Below are 21,799 nucleotides of genomic sequence, written 5' to 3'. Positions count from 1 at the left end.
ACAAGTCCGGGCTTTTTTGTGGCGCTGATTCCTGCTTAGAAGCGGTAGGTCAACTGCGCACCCAGGCCGTGGGCACTGTTCTGGAAGGTGGCGCGATAGGCCCCTTTGGAGGCGCTGACCTGATTGATGTCGGCGTCATCTTCCTTCAGGTAGGAGTAGGCCACGTCGACGGTCACGTCGTCGTTGGGGCTCCAGGCGGCGCCCAGGCTGAAGATCTTGCGATCATTGGTCGGGATGCGCGGCGAGCGGTGCTCATTGCGGGCCGGGGACTGGTCGTAGGCGAGACCTGCACGGAGGGTCCACTGCTGGTTCAGCTTGTAGGCCGCACCTACGGCGTAGGACCAGGTATCACGCCAGTCCTGCTCTTCGGTGATGGTGCCGAGGGCCGGTGCCAGCAGTCCGCGAATCCCCTCGTTATCCACCTTGATTTCTTCCAGGCGGCTCCAGCGGGTCCAGGTGCTGCCGGCGTAGAGGGTCCAGGCGTCGTTCAGGTCGTGGGTGACGGAGAAGTCGACCGATTCCGGGGTCTCCAGGTCCAACGAGGCATCGTACTTGCCGGCGGAGCTGGCCAGTACCGGGCCACTGCCGGAAACGGTGGTGTCGCCCTTCAGCTTGTAGTCCACCTTGGAGTGGTAGGTCAGGCCGAAGCGGGTGCGCGGGTCCAGCTCGAAGAGGATGCCAGCGTTGAAGCCCAGCGCGGTGTCGTCGCCCTTGACCTTCACGCGGCCGTCGTTGCGGCCCGGGGACAGCGGGTTGAGCACGGAGGAGGTCAGCTCGCCGTCGATGCGGTTGATGGTGGGGCCGAAGCCGACGGACAGCTGGTCGTTGATGCGATAGCTGACGGTGGGCTGCAGGGTGATCACGCGCACTTCGCTCTTGTCGCCGTAGTAACGGCCGGCGAAACCGGTTTCGTAGTCGGTGATCAGGCCGAAGGGCACGTACATGCCGAGGCCGAAGGTCCAGTTGTCATCGATCGGCTTGACGTAATAGCCCATGGGAACGCCCACGGTGGGAACCATGTCGCCATCGTTGCTGCCACCGAAAGTACCGCGAGCGTCGTCGATATCGGTCTTCGCGAAGATGGCGGCGGCGCCGACGCTGACCTGCTCGCGCTTCAGGCGCGACATGCCGGCGGGGTTGCCGTACACGGTGGTGGCGTCGTCGGCGGAGGACGAACGGCCGGCGAAGGCGGTGCCCATGCCACTCACGCTTTGCTCGTTGAGGGCGAAGCCAGCGGCCAGGCTGTAGCTGGAAGCGGCGCTGACGGCCAGGGCGAGGGCGGTCTTGAGGACTCTGCTTATCACGGTGAACTCCTGATCGGTCGTGCAAAGGGCGGCACGCTAACAGGAATCCACCGGCCTGGCCAGCTTGGAAAAGTACGGCAATAAGTATTGTAAGATTGTCGAACAAAAGGCAAAACGATGGCATTTTCGTCGATCGTGCAGAGCGCTTGGTACGCTTGTTCCTGACTGGTTGGTCAATGATCAGGCGACCTGGCAGAGCCCTCCGACATGGCGCTGCCAGGCGTCGATGAACTCCCGTGGACTGCCGTCGGGCTGGAAGACCTGGCGCCAGATCATCGCCATGCCGATCAGGTCATCTGCGGCGGGAAGTACTAGAACGGTCGATTCCACCAGCATCCAGGCGATAGCAGTGGCGTAGCGCAGGTTGACGATCAGTTCCAGGTGCGGAGCGGTGAGAAAGGCATGCTGGCTCGCCAACCCGCGTACCTGGCTGGCGAGTTCCGGGTCATGGGCCAGGTGCTGGTCCCAGAGTTGCTGGTGGCGTTCGTCGCTGATGCGGTAGAGGCCGCGTCCCGCACCGCAGTCCAGGGCAGCGCCGAGGGCGGATTGGCAGGCGGCGGCGCCCAGCAGCAGGCTTTCGGCGGTGGGGGAGGGGCGCTGCAGGTAGAGCAGCGTCGGTCGTATCACATGCTGGCGGAGATCGCTGGCGGCAATTCCCATATGGCCCTCGCGAAAGGTGCCGGCGGGGCCGGGGCGTTTTGGCAGCTTCTCATCGTTCTAGGAAAGAGCCCCACCGGGAGCGGAGTTAGCCGCTCGATTTGAAGTCTAGTGCGATATTCCTGCTGTAAAGGCCTGTTTTTAAACTGTTTCAGGCTTCTGGTTATTGTCTATATAGCTGCCTGTGATTAAAAAACAGCCAGCGCACAAGGGCCGCCAGGTCCCTTGTGCGCTGGCATTCAGGGCTTATTCGCCAGTGGCCAGCGGCCGCGAAGGCTGGGTGATCCACTCGCTCCAGGAGCCGGCGTAGAGCCGTGCGAGAGGGTAACCGGCGAGGCTCAAGGCGAAGAGGTTGTGGCAGGCAGTGACGCCAGAGCCGCAATAGGCCACCAACTCGTCCAGTGGACGATCACCGATCAGGGTGGCGAAGCGCTGCTTGAGGGCGTCGGCCGGGAGGAAGCGACCATCGCTGCCGAGGTTATCGGTGAAGGCGGCGCACTGGGCGCCCGGAATATGGCCGGCGACCGGGTCGATGGGCTCCACTTCTCCCTTGAAGCGGGGTAGCGCGCGGGCGTCCAGCAGGGTCAGATTCGCATTGCCCAGGCGCTGCTGGAGGTCGTCGGCGTCGACCAGCAGGCTGGCGTCGGGTTGCCCGGAGAAAGTGCCGGCCTGCGCCGTTGGTGTTACGGCGGTCAGCGGCAGTTCTGCATCTCGCCAGGCCTTGAGGCCGCCATCCAGGAGGAATACGCCGTCGCGTTTGCCCAGCCAGGCCAGTAGCCACCAGGCGCGCGCGGCGAATGCGCCGGGGCCGTCGTCGTAAAGCACGATGGTGCTGTCGGCAGCGATGCCCCAGTCGCGCAGTTTTCCGGCCAGAGCCGTCGGGTCCGGCAGCGGATGGCGGCCGGTCACGCCACGGATCACTGGGCTGGAAAGGTCACGTTCCAGGTCGGCGAAGCGGGCCTTGGGAATGTGGCTCTCGTTGTAGCTGCGCTGGCCGTAGGCCGGATCGTCGAGGGAGAAGCGGCAGTCGAGGATGATCAGGCCCGGTTCATCCTGGCGGGCACTGAGTTGGGCAGGGCTGATGAGCTGTGCGAGCGACATGGCGGGTTCCTTGTCGTGACCATTGTTGTGGCAAGCATCATAAGGACGCCCGCACTGGCTGTCGCGCGCTATTGGCGGCGGCGCGGAGCCCGCGCCGCCCGCGGGGTCAACGGCAGATGGCGCGAAGACGCTGGAAGCCAGCGTCAAGGTCGGCGATCAGGTCGTCCGGATGCTCCAGGCCGATGTGCAGGCGTATCAGCGGGCCGTCGGCCTTCCAGGTCGTCGCGCTGCGATGGGCGCTGGGATTGGTCAGCAGGATGAGGCTCTCGAAGCCGCCCCAGCTGAAGCCCATGCCGAACAGGTTCATGCCGTCGAGCATGGCGCGCACGGCTTGCTCTGGCATCGCCTTTAACATCACTCCGAAGAGACCGCAGGCGCCGCTGAAGTCGCGTTTCCACAGCTCATGGCCGGGGGCGCCGGGTAGGGCGGGATAGAGGATGCGTTCCACTTCCGGCTGCTCGGCCAGCCACTGCGCGACCTTTTCCGCGTTGCGCTGGTGGCGTTCCAGGCGCGTGGACAGGGTACGCAGGCCGCGCAGGGCAAGGTAGGCATCGTCGGCGCTGACCGACAGGCCGAGCTGCTTGTAGAAGCCGCGCACCTGGGGGAACAGCGCCTCGGTGGTCATGATTACGCCCATCAGCACGTCCGAGTGGCCGACGATGTACTTGGTGGCGGCGTGGATGGAGATGTCTACGCCGTGCTTGAAGGAAGCGAAGTGCACCGGGGTGCCCCAGGTGTTGTCGAGCATCACCAGGGCACCGTGGGCATGGGCGACCTCGGCTATGGCCGGCACATCCTGTACCTCGAAGGTCAGGGAGCCAGGAGATTCGAGGAACACCACACGGGTATTCGGACGGATCAGCTCGGCTATGCCGCCGCCGATCAGCGGGTCGTAGTAGGTGGTCTCGATGCCGAAGCGCTTCAGGGTTTCGTCGCAGAAGGCGCGAGTCGGGTCGTACACCGAATCGGTCATCAGCAGGTGGTCGCCGGGCTTGAGGGTCGCCAGCAGGGCGGTGGTAAGGGCGCTCAGGCCGCTGGGGGTGAGCATTGCCCCGAAGGCGCCTTCCAGGCCCGCCAGGGCATGTTCCAGGGAGCGGGTGGTGGGGTTGCCATGGCGTCCGTAGGTATTGAGGGTGCCGCTCTGCGCGTGCAGGGCTTCCACGGTGGGGAAGAGCAGCGTGGAGGCGCGATAGACCGGTGTATTGACGGTGCCGCCGACCCGGCCCCGTTCGCGACCTTCATGGGCCAGGAGTGTTTCAAGGTGCAGCTTGCGGTCGTCCACCTGGTGTTTCCTCTGATTCCGGATAGCGAAAAGTATGCGCCTGCCTGGCGATGGCGGCGTCTGGAGTGGAAGAAAGATTACGGGTGGGGGCGGGGAAATTCTTTGCTTTGATTTGCGAGAGTTGGTTTGCGTGTAGGAAATAAATCTACAAAATAGGAGAATTTGGAAAAATATTTCCAGTCATGCATCCGGATCGGGAAGGCAACCTTCGTTCTACAGCGCCAGGTGGCCGAGCGGCAGTGCCGTGGTGTGCTTGATCACTTCCATGGCGAAGCCGGAGCTGACGTCGGACAGGTCCGCGACGCGGATCAGGCGCTTATATACCGCGTCGTAACCCTTGATGTCCGGTACCACGATTTTCAGCAGGTAGTCGACATCGCCGGTCATGCGGTAGATCTCGACGATCTCGGGAATGTCGCGGGTGCCTTCGATGAATTGTCGGGTCCAGTCGTCGCTGTGGCGGCTGGTGCGGATAGTGACGAATACCGTGACCCCTAGGTTGAGCCGCTCGGCATCGCAGAGCGTCACCTGTTTACGGATTACCCCGTCCTCACGCAGTTTCTGCAGGCGTCGCCAGCAGGGCGTGGGGGAAAGATTCACCGCTTCGGCGAGCTCCGCAAGGGAGATGGAGGCGTCCTGCTGCAGGAGTTCGATGATCTGCAGGTCTTTCTTGTCCATGGGGGCGGGTCCGTGGCGGAGGCGTTTGGTCAGGAGGCTGGCGTGCCAAGTGTGTCGAAACGATGACAATCGGCATCATAAGGTCACCCGCGCATGAAGTCGCCCGGGGAGAAGATGGGAGAGCTAAATGCCAAGCCTGCAAATTCTGAGTGAACGTGCCTCGCTGATCCGCCGTCTGGGCGTGATCCTGGGGACTCTTTCGGTGGTCTTCTACTACTGCTGCCTTGTGCTGATGCGCGCGCCGCTGGGGCGCCTCGACCGCGCCTGTGTGGACCGCTATACCCGTGCCATGTCACGCCTGCTTCTGCGCCTGGTGCGCATGGACCTGTCGGTGCACGGCGCGATACCTGATTTCAATGATGGCCGCCGCTATCTGGTTCTTTGCAGCCATTCCAGCCATTACGACATTCCGGCCAGCTTCGTCGCGCTGCCGGGGTCGATCCGCATGCTGGCGAAGAAGGAGCTGTTCCGCATTCCCTTCCTCGGCCCGGCCATGCGTGCGGCGGAATTCCCCTCCATCGATCGGCACAACCGGCGCCAGGCCCTGGCTGATCTGGCCACCGCTCGGCAGATGATGGAAAGCGGCATCGTCCTCTGGGCTGCGCCTGAGGGCACCCGATCCGCCGATGGCCGTCTGCTGAAGTTCAAGAAGGGCTGCTTCCATCTGGCGCTGGATACCGATGCGGTGATCATTCCCGTGTCCATCCGCGGCATCCACCGCGTGCTGCCGGCCCGCACCTTCCGCCTGAACCTTGGGCAGAAGGTGGAAGTGCACGTGGGCGAGCCCATCGATGCCAGCCGGTACGGCCCGGAGCGGCTCGGTGAGCTGATGGCCGAGACTCGCGAGCGGATGGAGGGGTTGCTGGGGCAGCAGCTCGGTGACGCCACGAATCCTGACGGGGTGACTTCTTATCCACCTCCGGCGCGAACCCTGTAGGGGCGAATTCATTCGCCAAGCAGGACGCAGTCCTGCCGTAGGTTGGTGCTGAGCGTAGCGAACCCCACCAGCCCCTCTCCCTGAAGGGCGAGGGGTGACTTCATGCCCGCCCCCGGCGCGAACCTTGTAGGAGCTGGCTCGCCAGCGAAACGGGGTCATTCGCTGGCAAGCCAGCTCCTACGGGCAATGCAGCTGCTTGCAATATGCAATGCAGACATAGCCATTTCATTCGCCAAGCAGTGCAAGGCTCGCCTCGGTGTTCAACGAATCTTCAATTTCCCGATCCGGTCATTGTCGAGGCTGCCGAAATACAGGTAGTCCCCCACCGGCTTGACCGACGTCACCATGCGCAGGTGGGTGCCGCTGGTGTCGTGCAGGCTATGGACGATCTCGCCCTTCTCGTTCAGTTGGATAGCGAAACCGTAGGACACCGGTTTGGGCCAGAACATGCGCGGCAGCTTGGCGATCTGCGCCTTCAGCCAGGGCTGGGTATGGAGGAAGTCGGCATCGGACTTGCGCGGGGTGGGCAGGGCGACCCAGAAGGTGCCTTGGTGATCACCTTGCAGGTTGTCCGGAAGGCCCGGCAGGTTGTCGATGAACACGTCATGGGTGCCGGCCTTCTCGCCGCTCAGCCAGTAGCGGGTGATGCGATAGCGATAGGTTTCGTTGACCAGCACGAAGTCCTCGTTGGCGGACAGCGCCACGCCGTTGGCGAAGTACAGGTCCTTGAGCAGCACTTCGGTGTTGCCTGTGGCCGGGTCGAAGCGCATCAGCCGGCCGTGGGGGCGGGCCTCGAGCAGGTCGAGCAGGTAGTCCGGTTGCTGGAACTTGCTGGAGGCGTCGGTGAAGTAGATGCGGCCGTCCTGGGCGATATCCAGGTCGTCGGTGAAGCGGAACGGCACGCCTTCGGCCTCGGTGGTCAGCACGCTGATCTTGCCTTGCGGGTCGATGCGCAGCAGGCCCTTGTAAGCGTCGCCGACGATCAGGTTTCCGGTTGCGTCGAAGTCCATGCCCAGGGGGCGGCCGCCGGTTTCGGCGAAGGTTTCGATCTCGCCCTTGTCGCTGATACGCACGATGCGGCCGTCATGCAGGCCGGCATAGAGGCGTCCCTGGGGATCGATGGCGGTGTCCTCCGGGCCATGGATCTGACCCTGGGCAATGAGCTCGGCCTTCATCAGTGTGTCGTTGGGTTCCAGTACGCCGGTCATGGTCGGTGCCTTGGGGGCCTCCCATGCCTGCGGATCGATGGGGGAGGGGGTAATCGCGAGATAGACCGTCAGGGCGACGATCAGCAGGGCGAACACGCCCAGCAGCTTCTTCATCTTCTTGTATCCATTGAGGTGGGATGGCGGCCGGAGCCTTGTTCTTCTGCGCGGGCTTTTTTAGCAGTCGTCTGCCACAGGCGCCAGGGCTGAATGTTGCCGCATTAGACAGAGCGCAGTTGACAGTGCCGGGGCCGCCTGCGCAGTATCTGGCCCTCGCTGCACTCACCCGAGCATTCAATGCCTGCCATCGCCTTCTTCGCCGCTTCTGCCCTGGTCTTCCCGGCCCAGGCGTCGGCTATTGGCGTTGCCGCAGGTAAATCGAAGAAACAGTCGCTCATTTGACCGGGGCGCGCTGTCCCGTCAGATGGGCTGACAGGACAGTAGGCGCGAAGTAGGTCGATCCTCCCTCGAATTTCCTCCCTGTATCCCTCCGACGGTGACTTTGACGGTCAGCCAATGGAGATCTGCAATGCCTGTGTTTTCTGGAATCTGGGTTGCCCTGGTAACCCCCTTCAACGATGGCGCCATCGACTTTCCGGCCTTGCGCCGCCTGGCCCGGCATCTTCTGGGCGAAGGCGTCGCCGGTCTGGTGGCCTGCGGCACCACGGGAGAGGCGGCCGCGCTGTCGAAGGTGGAGCAACTGGCGGTGCTGGATACGCTGCTGGAAGAAGTGCCTGGTGACCGACTGGTAATGGGGATGGCAGGAAACAACCTGGCGGAGGTTCTCGAGTTCCAGAGCGAGGTGCAACGGCGGCCAATTGCCGGCGTGCTGGTTCCGGCGCCTTATTACATCCGTCCATCCCAGGACGGCTTGTTGGCCTGGTTCGGTGCCATCGCCGATGCCTCGACCGTGCCGGTGATCCTCTACGACATTCCCTATCGCACCGGCGTGCGCATGGAGCTGGCGACCCTGCGCCAACTCGCCCGCCATCCCCGCGTGGCAGCCATCAAGGATTGCGGCGGCAACCCGGAAACCACCCAAGCGCTGATCGCCGATGGCGAGCTGGACGTGCTGACGGGCGAAGACGGGCAGATCTTCACCACCCTTTGCATGGGCGGCCGCGGTGCGATCTGCGCATCGGCGCATATCCATCCGCGACAGTTCGTGCACATGGCCGAATGTATAGGCAAGGGTGAACTCGAGGCCGCGCGCGCGATCTTCCAGAAATTGCAGCCGCTGATTCGCCTGGCCTTCGCCGAGCCGAATCCGGCGCCGGTGAAAAGCCTGCTGGCGATTCAGGGGTTGATCCAGGATGAGTTGCGCCTGCCCATGCAGCGCAGTTCCGAAGCCTTGCGCCAACGCCTCGGCGCCGAGCTGGCCTAGGCGTTTGCCCGCCCCGCGCAAATGGCAGCGGCGGGGCGGGGGCGATGCAAGGCGCGAAGCGAGCACGCTGCGCGATATATACTGCGCGCCACTGATTCAAGGAGAGCCCTGTGGCCATCGACATTATCTGGATCCGCGACGACGCTGCGCTGGCCAAACACTGCGCCGAGTGGCGTCGCCTGCCCTTCGTGGCCCTGGACACCGAGTTCATGCGGGTCGACACCTTCTATCCCAAGGCCGGCCTGGTGCAGATCGGTGACAGCGAGCGGGCGTACCTGGTCGACCCATTGCTGATTCGGGACTGGTCGCCTTTCGCCGAGCTGCTGGAAGATCAGGCGGTGCTCAAGGTGCTGCACGCCTGCAGCGAGGACCTGGAAGTCTTCCTGCGCCTGACCGGTGCCATGCCGCAGCCTCTGCTGGATACACAACTGGCTGCCGGCTATCTCGGCATCGGTTATTCCATGGGCTATTCGCGTCTGGTGCAGGCGGTGCTCGGCATCGACCTGCCCAAGGACGAAACCCGTTCCGACTGGCTGCAGCGACCGCTCACCGACATGCAGGTGCGCTATGCCGCCGAGGACGTGCAGCACCTGGCCGAGCTCTATGCCGCCCTGAAGCCGCGCCTGACCGAGCCCAAGCGTGACTGGGTGCTGGAGGATGGTGCCGAACTGGTGGCCAACCTGCGTCGAGAAATCCTTCCTGAAGAGCTCTATCGCGAGGCCAAGCTGGCGTGGAAGCTCTCCCGCGCCCAACTGGCCGTACTTCGCGAGCTCTGCGCCTGGCGCGAGATCGAGGCCCGCCTGCGCGACCAGCCGCGCAACCGGATCCTGCGCGAGCACAGCCTATGGCCGCTGGCGCGCTTCCAGCCGGACAACCTCGTGGCGCTGGCGCGAATCGACGACATGCACCCGCGTACCGTGCGCCAGGACGGCAATACGCTGCTCAAACTGATCCGCGATGCCGCCGAGACACCGCCTGACCAGTGGCCCGAGGCACTGCCCGAGCCGTTGCCGCCCGAGGCTTCGGCGCTGCTGAAAACGCTGCGCGCTGTCGGTCAGGCCGAGGCAGAGCGCCTGGGGATGGCTCCTGAACTCATGCTGCGCAAGAAACACCTGGAGGCCCTGTTGAAAACCGGCTTCCCCAACGGCCCCTATACCCTGCCTGAAGGGCTGCGTGGCTGGCGCCGTGAGCTGATGGGCCAGGCCCTGCTGGATACCCTGGCCGCGGCCGGCCAATGAACCTTTCCGCCGTGCCTCTCGCACGGCCTGCCCCACGAGCCCGATCATGAAACGTATCTGCTCCATCTACAAAAGCCCGCGCAAGAACGAGATGTACCTCTATGTCGACAAGCGTGAAGCCCTGAGCCGCGTGCCCGAAGGTCTGCTCACCGCCTTTGGCGCCCCGCAGCACACCTTCGACCTGGTGCTCAGCCCCGAGCGCCAACTGGCCCGTGAAGACATCGGCAAGGTGCTGGAGAACATCGAGAAGCAGGGCTATCACTTGCAGATGCCGCCGGCCCAGGATGAGTACATCGAGCACCTGCCGGAAGAACTCCTGCGGATGAACGACCCCATCTGATGAAGATCCTCATCGCCGAATCCGAGTTCGCCCTCTACGCCGACCTGCTGCGCACCGAGTCCGGTCTGCAGCTTCACGGCGGCAGCGAGGTGGAGCGCCTGCTTTACGCCGCGCGCGAGTGCACGGTGTGGCTGGGCGAGCCCGACCTGATGGCTGAGCTTCTGCGCAAGGGCTGCAAGCCGGAGTGGATGCAATCCACCTGGGCCGGCATCACCCCGCTGCTGGCCACCGACCTGCCCACGGATTATCGGCTGACCCGTGCCGTTGGCATCTTCGGCCAGGTCATGGCCGAGTACGTGCTCACCTACCTTCTTGCTCACCAACGGCAGCTCTTCTCGCGGGTTGCCGCACAATCCGAGAAGCGCTGGGACAACCGCCTGCCACGCAGCCTGGAGGGCAAGCGGGTGCTGATCGTCGGTGCGGGGGACATCGGGCAGAGCGTTGCCGGGTTCCTCGAACCCTTCGGCATCGAACTGCATGGCATCGCCCGCGAGCCGCGCCAGTTCGAACCTTTCGAACGGGTCTCCGGCATGGAGGCACTGGCCGAGCAGGTGGCCTGGGCCGACTGCGTGGTCAACCTGCTGCCCGACACCCCGGCTACCCGTGACATCTACGACGCCAGAATCTTCGCCTGCATGCAGCCGACCGCGTTGTTCATCAACGCCGGACGTGGTGTGGCGGTCGTTGACCATGACCTGGTGGCGGCGCTGGAGGCCGGCCAACTGGCCGGGGCGGTGATCGACGTCTGCCGCGAAGAACCCTTGCCCGCCTGGCATCCGTTCTGGGGCGCGCCCAACCTGCTGGTCACCGGCCACAGCTCTGCACCGACGCTGCCCAGTGCCATGGCCCGGCTGTTCGTCGAGAACCTCAGCCGCTATCGCTCCGGCGCGACCCTGCGCGGACAAGTCAACTTCGAGCGCGGCTACTGACGAGCCGCGCGTCAGCTCTGCTTGGCCGACACCCTGGACGCGACTAGAATACCGCCCCCCGAACCAACCCCCCCGCATACCATGGCCGCCAAAGTCGAACCCTTCTGGAAGCGCAAGACCCTCGAACAGCTCGATCAGGAGGAGTGGGAATCCCTCTGCGATGGCTGTGGCCTGTGCTGCCTGCAGAAGCTCGAAGACGAGGACGACGGCAGCGTCTACTACACGCGTATCGCCTGCAAGTTGCTGGATCTCAATACCTGCCGCTGCACCGACTACGCTAATCGTCGTCAGTTCGTTGCCGACTGCATCCAGCTCACCCCGGCGCAGGCCGACGAGTTCCGCTGGTTGCCGCCCACTTGCGGTTACCGCCTGGTGGCCGAGGGCAAGGACCTGCCGCCGTGGCACCACCTGATCTGCAATGACCCCGAAGCGGTGCACAAGGCAGGTATTTCCCAATCCGGTCGCATGCTGAGCGAAAGCAGCGTGGCGGAGGATGATTGGGAGGACTACCTGATTTTCCGCGCCGGCTAGCAGGCGGTTGAAAACGGGCCGACTCGCTCACTTTTTCAATGAGCCGCCGGGCCGGTCACGGATCAAACCGCCGTCTTTCGAGTCTCAGGGACTGACCGTCACACCCACCAAGGAAGCCATCCTCGATGTCCGCCCGTTCCCAGCTTCTGCTGTCCACCGTCCTGCTGACCCTGAGCGCCCCGTTGTGGGCGGCCAAGAAGGTCGATCTCGACTATCAGGTTCGCTTCTTGCCCGAGAGCGACCAGGCCGAAGTCAGCCTGGTGCTGGATAAGGGCGACGGCGTGCGTGGACTGCGTTTCGACCTGGGTGACAAGGGCTACTACAGCGACTTCAAGGCCAGCGGCGACTGGAGCCAGGAAGACCCCGGCCATGGCACCTGGATACCCGGAAAGGGCAAGGCCAGCCTGAGCTACAAGGTACGCATCAGCCATCCTCGTGGCGACGGCCGCTTCGATGCCCGCATGACCCCCGACTGGGCGCTGCTGCGTGGCGACGACCTGGTGCCTGCCGCACGCCTGGACCTGGCGGACGGCGTCGACTTGGTGGCGCGCCTGCAGTTCGATCTGCCCAAGGACTGGGAATCGGTGGAAACCGGTTGGCCGCGCATCGGCAAGAACCGTTTCCGCATCGACAACCCCGAGCGCATGCTCGACCGTCCCACCGGCTGGATCCTGGCCGGCAAGCTGGGAAGCCGCCGCGCCACGCTGGGCAATACCGACGTCACCGTGAGCGCTCCGGTGGGCGAGGGCATGCGGCGCATGGACATCCTGACGATGCTGACCTTCGTCTGGCCCCATGCCCAGGAAGTTTTCCCCCGCGAGCCGGGCAAGTTGCTGATCGTCGGCGCCAACGACCCCATGTGGCGTGGCGGCCTGTCGGCACCCAACTCGTTATTCATGCACTCGGCGCGTCCGCTGGTGAGCGAGAACGGCACCAGTTCGCTGGTGCATGAACTGGTGCACGTACTTAGCCGCATAAGCGATACCGACCGCAGCGACTGGATCAGCGAAGGCGTGGCCGAGTACTACGCCATCGAACTGATGCGCCGCGCTGGCGGCCTGGGCGACGATCGCTACGAAGCCATTCGCAAGCAACTGCGCCAGTGGAGCAAGAAAGTAGACAGCCTGCGCGGCGAACACGCCAGCGGCCCGGTCACCGCACGCGCCGTCCTGCTGCTTCAGGACCTGGACAAGGAAATCCGCCTGCGCACCGACGGCCAGCGTTCCATGGACGATGTCGCCCGTGGCCTGATGCGCCTGGACAAGGCCAGCACCAAGGACTTCATCGAGATCAGCGAGAACATCATGGGCGGCGCGTCGGACGTGCTGGATACCAAACTGTTGCGTTGATTGTTGCTTTACATCGTGGGAGCGAATTCATTCGCGAATGGCCGTGCTTGGCGCAGCCTGTATCGCGAATGAATTCGCTCCCACAAGCGCCCCCTCGCGGGATGCCTATATCTCCCCCCGTCGACCGCTCAATAGTTCCAGAATGGCGGCCGCCGTCGCCTCGGACGATGCCGGGTTCTGCCCGGTGATCAGGTTTCCGTCGGTGACCACATGGGGCTGCCAATCCGCCACCTTGGAGTAATGGCCGCCTTTCTCCTTCAGCGCGTCCTCCAACAGGAAGGGCACTACCTCGGCCAGGCCAACGGCGGTTTCCTCGGAGTTTGCGAAGCCGGTTACCGCGTTGCCCTGTACCAGCGGCGCGCCGTCCGGTGCCTTGGCATTCAGCAGTACGGCCGGCGCGTGGCACACGGCACCCACCGGCTTGCCGGCGGCGTAGAAGCTTTCGACCAGCACGATGGAATGGAGGTCGTCCACCAGGTCCCACATCGGGCCATGGCCGCCAGGATAGAAGAGGGCGTCGTAGTCAGCCGGCGCCAGCCCGGCAAGCATGTGGGTATTGGCCAGCGCACGGCGCGCTTCGTCATCCTCGCGGAAGCGATGGGTCGCTTCAGTCTGCGCCTCCGGGTCGTCGCTCTTCGGGTCCAGTGGTGGCTGCCCGCCCCTGGGCGAGGCCAGTACCACCTCGGCGCCCGCGTCGCGAAATGCGAAGTAGGGCGCGGCGAACTCCTCCAGCCAGAATCCGGTCTTCTTGCCGGTATTGCCCAACTGGTCGTGGGAGGTCAGTACCATCAGGATCTTCATCGTGATCTCCTTGTGGACTCGGTTACGAACGGCCCAGCGGGCTATTCCTCGCGCTTCAACAGGTCGCCAATGTCGGCGAATGCCTTGTAGGTGGCACGCGGCCCTTGCCGCGCACCGGGTTTCTCATCGTTTTGCCACTGCTGGTCGGTGTAGCGGGCGTGCTCGTTGTCATGGCAGTAGAGACAGAGCAGCTCCCAGTTCGAACCATCGGGCGGGTTGTTGTCATGGTTGTGATCGCGGTGATGCACCGTTAGTTCGGAGAGGCGCTTGCCACTGAACTCGCGACCGCAGCGGCCGCATACCCAGGGGAACAGCTTCAGTGCCTGCTCGCGATAGCTGTGTTCGCGCCGTTTGCGCTCGTCGGCGAGCAGCTTGTCCAGCTTGTTTGCTGAGGGGGGCGTACTCATCGCCAGCTCCGGTGCCTGCATCTGAGAAAAGTCTAGTTCCGGGCGCGGTCGATCGCCGACAGCCCGTCGCATGGGGGAACACCCCGGCGTGCGGGGATTAGACTGATCAGGGTGATGAGCAGGAGGCCGGCACGATGATCCGTTCCCGAGTTCCACTAATGCTGGCGCTGGCCCTGATGACCGGTGCGGCAACGGCACAGAACCCACCTCTGCTGCGGGCGCCGCTGCAGGCGCCGGCAGGGGCGCCCGGTACCGTCAGTCCGCAGCCTTATCCCCAGGTGGTGCCGCGCGCGGTTACCAGCCCCGCGCCGCAGAGTGGCAGCCCGCAGATGATGAAGCGGCCGGACCAGGAACAGCGCCTGCGCGAATCCATGGAACAGCGCGATCAGTCGATCCCGGTGCTGGAGCAGCAACTGGAACGCAACTCCAGGGGACTGGGCACCGGCACAGGTAATCCCTGATTACTGCGGGAGCAGGCCAAGCACCTTCAGCAGGAACGCATATTCCAGCGCAACATCGCGTAGCGCCTGGTAGCGGCCGCTCATTCCGCCATGTCCGGCACCAAGGTCGGTCTTGAGCAGCAGGGGGTTGCCGTCGGTCTTAGACGCGCGCAGGCGGGCGACCCACTTGGCCGCTTCCCAGTACTGCACGCGGCTGTCGTTATAGCCAGCCACCACCAGCATCGCCGGATACGCCTGGGCGCGAACGTTCTCGTAGGGCGCGTAGCTCTTGATGCGCGCGTATACCTCCGGCTCATTCGGGTCGCCCCATTCGTCGTACTCGGTCACTGTCAGCGGCAGATCGGGGTTCTGCATGGTGTTGAGGACGTCGACGAAGGGGACTTCGGCGATGGCCGCGCCGAACAGGTCGGCGCGCAGGTTGAGCACGGCGCCGATCAGCAGGCCGCCAGCGCTGCCGCCGCTGACCGCCAGTTGTGCCGGGGTTGTGTAGCCCTCGGCGATCAGGTGCTCAGCGCAGGCGATGAAGTCGCCAAAGGTATTGGCCTTGTGCTCCAGCTTGCCGGCGCGGTACCAGGCCTCGCCCAGTTCGCCTCCGCCGCGCACATGGGCGATGGCAAAGACGAAGCCGCGTTCCAGAAGGCTGAGGCGCGCATGGGAGAACCAGGGATCGAGGCTTTCGCCGTAGGCGCCGTAGCCATAGAGGTAGAGCGGGGCGGGCATGCCCAGGCTGTCGCGGCGGGCAACCAGGCTGATGGGAATGCGTGTGCCGTCCGCCGCCGTGGCCCAGAGACGCTGGCTGACGTAGGCGTCCGCATCGAAGGGACCCTCTACCGGGGTTTCCTTGAGCACCACCTGCGCTCCACTGGCCAGGTCAAGCTGGCGGACCTGGGCTGGGCGATTCAGTGCCTCATAACGCAGACGAATCACCGGGCTGTCGAACTCCAGTGTGTCCTGTACGTAGAGGCTGTAGGCGGCGTCCGGCAGTTGTAGTGGGTAGGGTGCGCCGCCTTCAGGGTGCACCTGGATCAATGGCAGGCCACCTTCACGCAGGCTGAGGGTGTAACCACCGGCATTCAGGCTGACGCCTTCCAGCATGCGTGTTTCGTCGTGGGCGATCAGTTCCTGCCAGTGGCTGCGGGCGGGCGCGGCCTCCGACGCCTTGTACAGGGCGAAGTTGATGCCGGTCTGGTTGCTGCGGATCAGCCAGGTCCACTGTCCGTCCAGCTTGCCGTGGTCCGCGTAGTACTCGTGGTCCTCTTCGCGGGGTGCCAGGCAGGTCCAGGCACCGTTCGGGGTATCGGCATCCAGCACCCAGGTTTCGCTGGTGGTCTTGCTGTTCAGCAGCAGGATCAAATGGCGCTCGGAGCTGGCGCGATAGCAGTGCAGGAAGAAGCGCCCGTCGCCCTCCTCGAAGACCTGCTCGGCGCTGGCTTCACCCAGGCGGTGGCGGTGCAGGCGATGCGGTCGGTGGGTTTCGTCCAGTTCGCCGAAGAACAGCGTGGCGCTGTCGTTGGCCCAGGTCATGCTGCCGTCGCACTGCTCGAAGGGCAGGGCGGTCACTTCTCCCGTACCCAGGTCCTTGACGAACAGTTGGTAGATTTCGTCGCCGCTGGTATCCAGGCTGTAGGCCAGGCGCGAATGATCCGGGCTGACGCTGAAGGCGCCGAGCGAAAGGAACCCGCCGTTCGCCAGCAGGTTCGGGTCCAGCAGCAATTCCTCGGCATCTTCGTCCAGGATCAGCGAGCCGTCCGCTGGACGCGGACAGCGGTAGTGACGGGGGTACTCGTCGCCAGCGGTGGTGCGCTGATAGTAGAGCCAGGGGCCCCAGGGCACTGGTAGCGACAGGTCGGTCTCGCGGATGCGACCCTTGATTTCCTGGAACAGCGCTTCGCGCAGATCCTTCTGTTCGGCCAGCTCGGTTTCCAGCCAGGCGTTCTCTGCTTCGAGGTGGGCGAGTACGTCGGGCGCGTCGCGTTCCTCCAGCCAGCGGTAGGGGTCGTCACCGGGTTCGATACGGGCGATGGGGGCTTGGGGCATGGGCACTCTCGAGGGCAGGCGGTACGGCGACGGCAGGAGCGCCGGAACCGCGAAAAGCGTTTATCATAAGCGCCCTTTTGCCAGCCTTGCCACGGACGCCAATGACTGAAAACGACTACCTGCTCGCCTGGGCCGCCTACGGAGTCGCCGCGCTCGGCTGTCTGCTGGTCTGGTTTCGCCTTACCGGCTGGATGTGGCGCTGGCTGCGCGAGCCGCTGCGCCTATTGGTAGCGGTGTTGCTGCTGACACCGACCATCGTCGACCCGGCCAAGGACCTGTTCGCCCCGGCTGTGGCCATCACTGCGCTCGACGTGGTCTTCAAGGTCGGCAACAACGCCTGGAAGGCGACCCTCGACCTGACCATGTACAGCATCATTGCCCTGGCCTTGTACCTGGTATTCGCCGGTATCCGCTGGCCCATCGAGAACAAGCTCAAGGCGCGCCGCGCCGAGCGAGAAGCCGCCCAGCAGGCCGCTGACGAGCCGACCTTGCGTGAGGTGATGCGCGATAGCCGACCTGACGCGGACACCCGCCTCGACCAGAATGGCGACCGCCGACTGCGCATCGAGCCCCGCCTCTGACCTGCCGGACCTTGCGACTCGGCCACAGGGCGTTCAGCATGGGCCACCCCGGCCTGGAGCGCTCTGATCGACTTCCCGGCCCGGGAAGTATTTCCAATCCCCAGAACGCCTGACGCCAGAGTCCTGAACCATGTGCGAATTGCTCGGCATGAGCGCCAACGTCCCCACCGATATCGTTTTCAGCTTCACCGGCCTGATGCAGCGCGGCGGCGGCACCGGCCCGCACCGCGATGGCTGGGGCATCGGATTCTATGAAGGACGAGGCCTGCGCCTGTTCCAGGACCCGTCGGCGAGCGTGGAGTCCGAAGTGGCGCGCCTGGTGCAGCGCTACCCGATCAAGAGCGAAACGGTGATCGGCCACATCCGCCAGGCCAACGTTGGCAAGGTCTGTCTGTCCAATACCCATCCCTTCGTGCGTGAACTCTGGGGGCGCAACTGGTGCTTTGCGCATAACGGCCAATTGGCCGGTTTCGAACCGCCAAAGGGCTTTTACTGTGCAGTGGGGGATACCGATAGCGAAGCCGCCTTTTGCGACCTTCTGAACCGCGTGCGCGGTGCTTTCCCCGAGCCGGTGATGGCGGAAATTCTCCTGCCGGTGCTGATCCAGGCATGCTTCGAGTATCGCCAGAAAGGCGTATTCAACTGTCTGCTCAGTGACGGCGACTGGCTGTTCAGCTTCTGCTCCACCAAGCTCGCCCACATCACCCGCCGAGCGCCCTTCGGTCCGGCACGCCTGAAGGACGCCGACCTGATCGTGGACTTCCAGGCCGAAACCACGCCCAACGACGTGGTCACGGTGATCGCCACCGAGCCCCTGACCGACAACGAAACCTGGAACATCTACCAGCCGGGCGAGTGGATCCTCTGGCGCCGTGGCGAGATCGTCACCCAGGGCCGGGCCTGACGCGGAGAATCAGGGAATGTTGCGAAGCTACCTGCGACTGGTCCTCTTCACTCTCGGCCTGCTGATCGGCGTACAAGTGCCAGGTTTCATCGATGACTACGCCAAGCGCGTTGACGCCCATCGACTGGAGGCGGAACAGGGGCTCAAGGGGTTCCGCGAGACCGCACAGCGCTTTTTCCAGGGCGACCTCAACGTCCTGGTGGAGCATTACCGCGCAAGCACGGACGAGGTCATGCGCAGCGATGCCGACAGCGTCGCCCACCTTGTAGCTCGCAATGACCTCATGCAACGGGAATGGCAGGCTCTGCAAGGCCCATGGTACCAGCGCGCCTGGCATGTCCTGGCCACTGCAAACCCCGAACTGCGTCAGGAAACCCTCGCGGTCTACAGCTACCAACTCCTGCTCAAGCCCGAAGCCATTGCCTGGGGCCTCAGCTCTGGAGTGCTGCTGGCCTGGGTGGTGGAAAGCATCCTGCTGCTTATCGGTGCCGCAGCCGGTGTGGGCCGCAACAGGAACGTGCAGCAGCGGCACAGGCTCTGAGCCCTGCACACATTCGGACGATGGGAGCGATTTGAATCGCGAATGAGTTCGCTCCCGCTGCCAGCATGGAGCGGTAGGGTGGACTGCGCACCACCCGTCCACCATTCGAGGCCCGCTGTAGCGCTGCTGGTTGCGGGCTTGTCCCGTCCGACAAGCAAAGGTCAACGCTGCATCGGCTGACTAATGCCGGTGGTCGCCTGTACGCAATGCGAACAAGGCGAATTCGTAGATGATTCCCAATTTGATTTAATATGCCCGTCCTTTAGATTGAGGCCAGCCTTTCATGGATGCTCTCTCGCATGCCTATGACCGTCTGGCCGAATGGGTGATCGACCCGGTCGTCCAGCAATTCGCCGGCATCTTCGACCTGAATGGCCGCTTCGGCGTGCTGTTCCTCGGCATTTCGTACTGCATCGCCTATGCGCTGTTCCGCTTCAGGAAGCACCGTGGCCTTACCAAGGCGAACTCCTTCTGGCAGTTCATCGGCGGTCGCCAGGTGTACTTCCACCGCTCGGCGCTGCTCGACTACCGCTACTACTTCGTCCGCGGCATCCTCAAGGTCGCCGTGGTCCTACCCATAGTCGGGCTGGTCGACCCGCTCATACTCCGTTCTGGAGACTACGTCGCCTTCTTTACCAACCTCTGGGGGGCGCGCCCGCAACTGGGCGAGAACCTTGGGCTTTCCCTGCTATTCGGGCTGGGCGTATTCCTGGTGAAGGATTTCGTGCACTACTGGGCTCACCGGGCCTTTCATTCCCGTTGGCTCTGGGCCTTCCACAAGGTTCACCACTCGGCGCCCGTGCTGGTGCCGGCGACGGCGAGCCGCGTCCACTTCGTTGAGAAGATTGTCGAGAAAGTGGCCACCGGCGTGGTCCTGGGCGTCTACATTGGCGCCTTCTGGTACACCTGCGGCGGCGAGATCAGCCGCTACACCTTGTTTGGCGTCACCTACCTGGTGTTCATCTGCAATGCCTTGGCGGCGAATCTGCGTCACAGCCACGTCTGGCTGTCGTTCGGTCCCGTGGTCGAGCATGTGCTGAACAGCCCGGCCCAGCACCAGATCCACCACAGCGACGCGCCCCGGCATTTCAACAAGAATTTCGGCACCAACCTGTCGATCTGGGACTGGATGTTCGGCACGCTCTACGTCACCACCTCCAGGCCTGAGGATCTTCGCTTCGGCACCCTGGAAAAGGACCACGACCGCTACCTGACGATCTACAGCCTGATCGTTACTCCATTCGTGGATACCGCGCGCAGGCTCGCGAGGGCGAAGCGCCCGCAGCGATCTCCGCTGCGCAATGGCTGAGCCGGGGCGACGCCTTTGGCTGACTCCGCTGGGCTCCCGCGTTGCTCAAGACTCGCGACTATGGGCCGAGGCAGCCAGTTGACCGGTGTCCACCCGGACGAATACGGAATCGCCAACGGCGGTCAGCAACTCTCCCGCATAAACCTCGCAGATCACCCGGGTCTTGCGGCCCGCTTCGCCCTCCAGCCGGGCGCGCAGCAGCAGCGGCACGCCCATGGGCGTCGGCTTGATGAACTTGATGCCGAGATTGCCGGTGACGCACTCGATGCGCGGCAGGCTACCGGGCTCGCGGCCCTCGGCGCGGTAGTGGTAGGCCATGGCGGTCCAGTTGGAGTGGCAGTCCACCAACATGGCGATCAGCCCGCCATACACCAGGTCCGGCCAGCCACAGTACTTGGCATCCGGCATGTGTTCGGCCACGACGTGTACGCCGTCCTCGTGCCAGTGGCTCTTGATTTGCAGTCCATGATGATTGCGACCGCCGCAGCCATAGCAGACGCCGTCCGGCGCGGCGGTGTCCTGCAGGGAGATGTCTTGCATGATCGACTCGTTTCGAAGGAATACGCGCCAAGCCTAGCGGCTTTGGCAACAAAGCAGAACGGGCCCCGCAGGGCCCGTTGCTCATTTGGACAGAAACTTCATCCCGTCCTCCAACCCCTGCAGGGTCAGTGGGAACATCTGCTCGTTGATCAGTTCGCGGACGATGTTGGTGGAGGAGGTGTAGTTCCAGGTGTCTTTGGGGTAGGGGTTGATCCAGATGAGCTTCTTGTATTTCTCCATGAAGCGTTTCATCCAGACGTAGCCCGGCTCTTCGTTCCAATGTTCGACGCTGCCGCCGGCCTGGGTGATTTCGTAAGGGGCCATGGCGGCGTCGCCGACGAAAACCACTTTGTAGTCGGGACCGTACTTGTGCAGCAGGTCGAGGGTGGAGGTGCGCTCGGAGGTGCGACGCAGGTTGTTTTTCCACACTGACTCGTAGATGAAGTTGTGGAAGTAGAAGTACTCCAGGTGCTTGAACTCGGTCTTGCAGGCGGAGAACAGTTCTTCGCAGACCTTCACGTGGGCGTCCATGGAGCCGCCGATATCCAGCAGGAGCAGCAGCTTCACAGTATTGCGGCGTTCCGGGCGCATCTGGATGTTGAGCAGGCCGGCATCCTTCGCGGTGTGGTCGATTGTGCCTTCCAGGTCCAGTTCTTCTGCCGCACCTTCGCGGGCGAACTTGCGCAGGCGGCGAAGGGCGACCTTGATGTTGCGGGTACCGAGTTCCACTTGGTCGTCGAGGTTCTTGTACTCACGCTGATCCCAGACTTTGACGGCCTTGCCCTGGCGCTTGCCGGCATCGCCCACGCGAATGCCTTCGGGGTTGAAGCCGCCGGAGCCAAAGGGGCTGGTACCGCCGGTGCCGATCCACTTGTTGCCGCCGGCATGGCGTTCCTTCTGCTCTTCCAGACGCTTCTTGAACTCTTCGATCAGCTTGTCGAGGCCGCCCAGGGTCTGGATTTGCGCCTTTTCCTCGTCGGTCAGCATGCGTTCGAACTCCTTGCGCAGCCATTCCTCGGGAATCAGCGCCTGGAGGTAGTCGTCGAGCTTTTCCAGGCCTTTGAAGTAGGCACTGAAGGCTCGGTCGAACTTGTCGAAATGGCGTTCGTCCTTGACCAGCACCGTGCGGGCGAGGAAGTAGAACTCGTCCATGTCGGCGAATACCACGTTGTGCTTCAACGCGTTGATCAGATCCAGCAGCTCGCGGACCGAGACCGGCACCTTGGCTGCACGCATTTCGTTGAACAGGTTGAGCAGCATGGCTGCACCCTCGTTGTTTATCT

At 63.8% G+C, this 21,799-nt stretch carries 23 protein-coding genes; 12 read left to right on the top strand and 11 right to left on the bottom strand.

What is annotated here, in order from left to right; all coding sequences use genetic code 11:
* Positions 1–35: 35 nt before the first annotated feature.
* The 5 genes from D6Z43_RS10835 to D6Z43_RS10815 all read right to left on the bottom strand — a co-directional run bounded on the left by D6Z43_RS10835 (position 36) and on the right by D6Z43_RS10815 (position 5,022).
* Complete coding sequence (locus tag D6Z43_RS10835; RefSeq protein ID WP_120651973.1) at positions 36–1,304, bottom strand: OmpP1/FadL family transporter; 1,269 nt, start codon at positions 1,302–1,304, stop codon at positions 36–38.
* A 180-nt stretch (positions 1,305–1,484) separates the two neighbouring features.
* Complete coding sequence (locus D6Z43_RS10830; protein WP_120651971.1) at positions 1,485–1,964, bottom strand: hypothetical protein; 480 nt, start codon at positions 1,962–1,964, stop codon at positions 1,485–1,487.
* A gap of 243 nt (positions 1,965–2,207) precedes the next feature.
* A complete protein-coding gene (locus tag D6Z43_RS10825; RefSeq protein ID WP_120651969.1) occupies positions 2,208–3,062 on the bottom strand; it encodes a sulfurtransferase in 855 nt (284 codons plus the stop codon).
* A 106-nt stretch (positions 3,063–3,168) separates the two neighbouring features.
* Positions 3,169–4,344: a cystathionine beta-lyase gene (gene metC / locus D6Z43_RS10820; protein ID WP_120651967.1), complete on the bottom strand. Its 1,176-nt coding sequence runs from the start codon at positions 4,342–4,344 to the stop codon at positions 3,169–3,171.
* 213 nt (positions 4,345–4,557) lie between these two features.
* Positions 4,558–5,022, bottom strand: a complete 465-nt coding sequence (locus tag D6Z43_RS10815; protein WP_120651965.1) for an Lrp/AsnC family transcriptional regulator — start codon at positions 5,020–5,022, stop codon at positions 4,558–4,560.
* A 127-nt stretch (positions 5,023–5,149) separates the two neighbouring features.
* Between D6Z43_RS10815 and D6Z43_RS10810 the strand changes: the two genes are divergently transcribed.
* Positions 5,150–5,959, top strand: a complete 810-nt coding sequence (locus tag D6Z43_RS10810) for a 1-acyl-sn-glycerol-3-phosphate acyltransferase (RefSeq protein WP_120651964.1) — start codon at positions 5,150–5,152, stop codon at positions 5,957–5,959.
* A gap of 260 nt (positions 5,960–6,219) precedes the next feature.
* On the opposite strand, the gene D6Z43_RS10805 is transcribed toward D6Z43_RS10810, so the two are convergent.
* The gene (locus D6Z43_RS10805; RefSeq protein ID WP_120651962.1) at positions 6,220–7,281 is read right to left on the bottom strand and encodes an SMP-30/gluconolactonase/LRE family protein; all 1,062 of its coding nucleotides are present in this window, start codon (positions 7,279–7,281) and stop codon (positions 6,220–6,222) included.
* Between the two features lie 412 nt (positions 7,282–7,693).
* On the opposite strand from D6Z43_RS10805, the gene dapA reads away from it, so the two are divergent.
* The 6 genes from dapA to D6Z43_RS10775 all read left to right on the top strand — a co-directional run bounded on the left by dapA (position 7,694) and on the right by D6Z43_RS10775 (position 12,935).
* On the top strand, positions 7,694–8,548 hold the full coding sequence (gene dapA, locus D6Z43_RS10800; RefSeq protein ID WP_120651960.1) for a 4-hydroxy-tetrahydrodipicolinate synthase: 855 nt from the start codon (positions 7,694–7,696) through the stop codon (positions 8,546–8,548).
* Positions 8,549–8,658: 110 nt separating this feature from the next.
* Complete coding sequence (gene rnd / locus D6Z43_RS10795) at positions 8,659–9,786, top strand: ribonuclease D (protein WP_120651958.1); 1,128 nt, start codon at positions 8,659–8,661, stop codon at positions 9,784–9,786.
* Between the two features lie 46 nt (positions 9,787–9,832).
* Complete coding sequence (locus D6Z43_RS10790; protein WP_120651956.1) at positions 9,833–10,126, top strand: YcgL domain-containing protein; 294 nt, start codon at positions 9,833–9,835, stop codon at positions 10,124–10,126.
* Positions 10,126–11,055 carry a D-2-hydroxyacid dehydrogenase gene (locus D6Z43_RS10785; RefSeq protein WP_120651954.1) on the top strand — a complete coding sequence of 310 codons (930 nt, stop codon included), beginning with the start codon at positions 10,126–10,128 and terminating at the stop codon, positions 11,053–11,055. Before D6Z43_RS10790 ends, D6Z43_RS10785 begins: the two co-directional genes overlap by 1 nt.
* An 81-nt stretch (positions 11,056–11,136) precedes the next feature.
* Complete coding sequence (locus D6Z43_RS10780) at positions 11,137–11,586, top strand: YcgN family cysteine cluster protein (RefSeq protein WP_120651953.1); 450 nt, start codon at positions 11,137–11,139, stop codon at positions 11,584–11,586.
* Positions 11,587–11,711: 125 nt separating this feature from the next.
* Entirely contained in the window at positions 11,712–12,935 is a 1,224-nt protein-coding gene (locus tag D6Z43_RS10775) for a hypothetical protein (protein ID WP_120651951.1), read from the top strand.
* A gap of 105 nt (positions 12,936–13,040) precedes the next feature.
* Here D6Z43_RS10775 and D6Z43_RS10770 read toward each other — a convergent pair whose 3' ends face one another.
* Complete coding sequence (locus tag D6Z43_RS10770) at positions 13,041–13,736, bottom strand: type 1 glutamine amidotransferase domain-containing protein (protein WP_120651949.1); 696 nt, start codon at positions 13,734–13,736, stop codon at positions 13,041–13,043.
* Between the two features lie 41 nt (positions 13,737–13,777).
* Entirely contained in the window at positions 13,778–14,149 is a 372-nt protein-coding gene (locus D6Z43_RS10765; protein WP_162945896.1) for a YajD family HNH nuclease, read from the bottom strand.
* 128 nt (positions 14,150–14,277) lie between these two features.
* Here D6Z43_RS10765 and D6Z43_RS10760 point away from each other — a divergent pair, with 128 nt between their 5' ends.
* Positions 14,278–14,604 (top strand): hypothetical protein, encoded by a 327-nt coding sequence (locus D6Z43_RS10760; RefSeq protein ID WP_120651932.1) that lies wholly within the window; start codon positions 14,278–14,280, stop codon positions 14,602–14,604.
* Here D6Z43_RS10760 and D6Z43_RS10755 read toward each other — a convergent pair whose 3' ends face one another.
* Positions 14,605–16,647, bottom strand: a complete 2,043-nt coding sequence (locus D6Z43_RS10755) for a S9 family peptidase (protein ID WP_162945834.1) — start codon at positions 16,645–16,647, stop codon at positions 14,605–14,607.
* A gap of 95 nt (positions 16,648–16,742) precedes the next feature.
* On the opposite strand from D6Z43_RS10755, the gene D6Z43_RS10750 reads away from it, so the two are divergent.
* The 4 genes from D6Z43_RS10750 to D6Z43_RS10735 all read left to right on the top strand — a co-directional run bounded on the left by D6Z43_RS10750 (position 16,743) and on the right by D6Z43_RS10735 (position 19,976).
* Entirely contained in the window at positions 16,743–17,222 is a 480-nt protein-coding gene (locus tag D6Z43_RS10750; RefSeq protein WP_120651928.1) for an MFS transporter, read from the top strand.
* Between the two features lie 130 nt (positions 17,223–17,352).
* Positions 17,353–18,126, top strand: a complete 774-nt coding sequence (locus D6Z43_RS10745) for a class II glutamine amidotransferase (RefSeq protein WP_120651927.1) — start codon at positions 17,353–17,355, stop codon at positions 18,124–18,126.
* 16 nt (positions 18,127–18,142) lie between these two features.
* Positions 18,143–18,667, top strand: a complete 525-nt coding sequence (locus D6Z43_RS10740; protein ID WP_120651925.1) for a DUF2937 family protein — start codon at positions 18,143–18,145, stop codon at positions 18,665–18,667.
* 283 nt (positions 18,668–18,950) lie between these two features.
* Complete coding sequence (locus D6Z43_RS10735; RefSeq protein WP_120651923.1) at positions 18,951–19,976, top strand: sterol desaturase family protein; 1,026 nt, start codon at positions 18,951–18,953, stop codon at positions 19,974–19,976.
* Between the two features lie 45 nt (positions 19,977–20,021).
* Here the strand turns inward: D6Z43_RS10735 and D6Z43_RS10730 are convergent, their stop codons facing one another.
* Both D6Z43_RS10730 and D6Z43_RS10725 read right to left on the bottom strand, forming a co-directional pair.
* Positions 20,022–20,516: a PaaI family thioesterase gene (locus D6Z43_RS10730; RefSeq protein WP_120651921.1), complete on the bottom strand. Its 495-nt coding sequence runs from the start codon at positions 20,514–20,516 to the stop codon at positions 20,022–20,024.
* Positions 20,517–20,597: 81 nt separating this feature from the next.
* A complete protein-coding gene (locus tag D6Z43_RS10725) occupies positions 20,598–21,776 on the bottom strand; it encodes a VWA domain-containing protein (RefSeq protein ID WP_120651919.1) in 1,179 nt (392 codons plus the stop codon).
* Positions 21,777–21,799 lie beyond the last annotated feature (23 nt).

The organism is Pseudomonas sp. DY-1 (assembly GCF_003626975.1).
In the GTDB taxonomy this organism is placed as follows: domain Bacteria; phylum Pseudomonadota; class Gammaproteobacteria; order Pseudomonadales; family Pseudomonadaceae; genus Metapseudomonas.
This window is presented reverse-complemented; position numbering and strand designations above follow the sequence as displayed.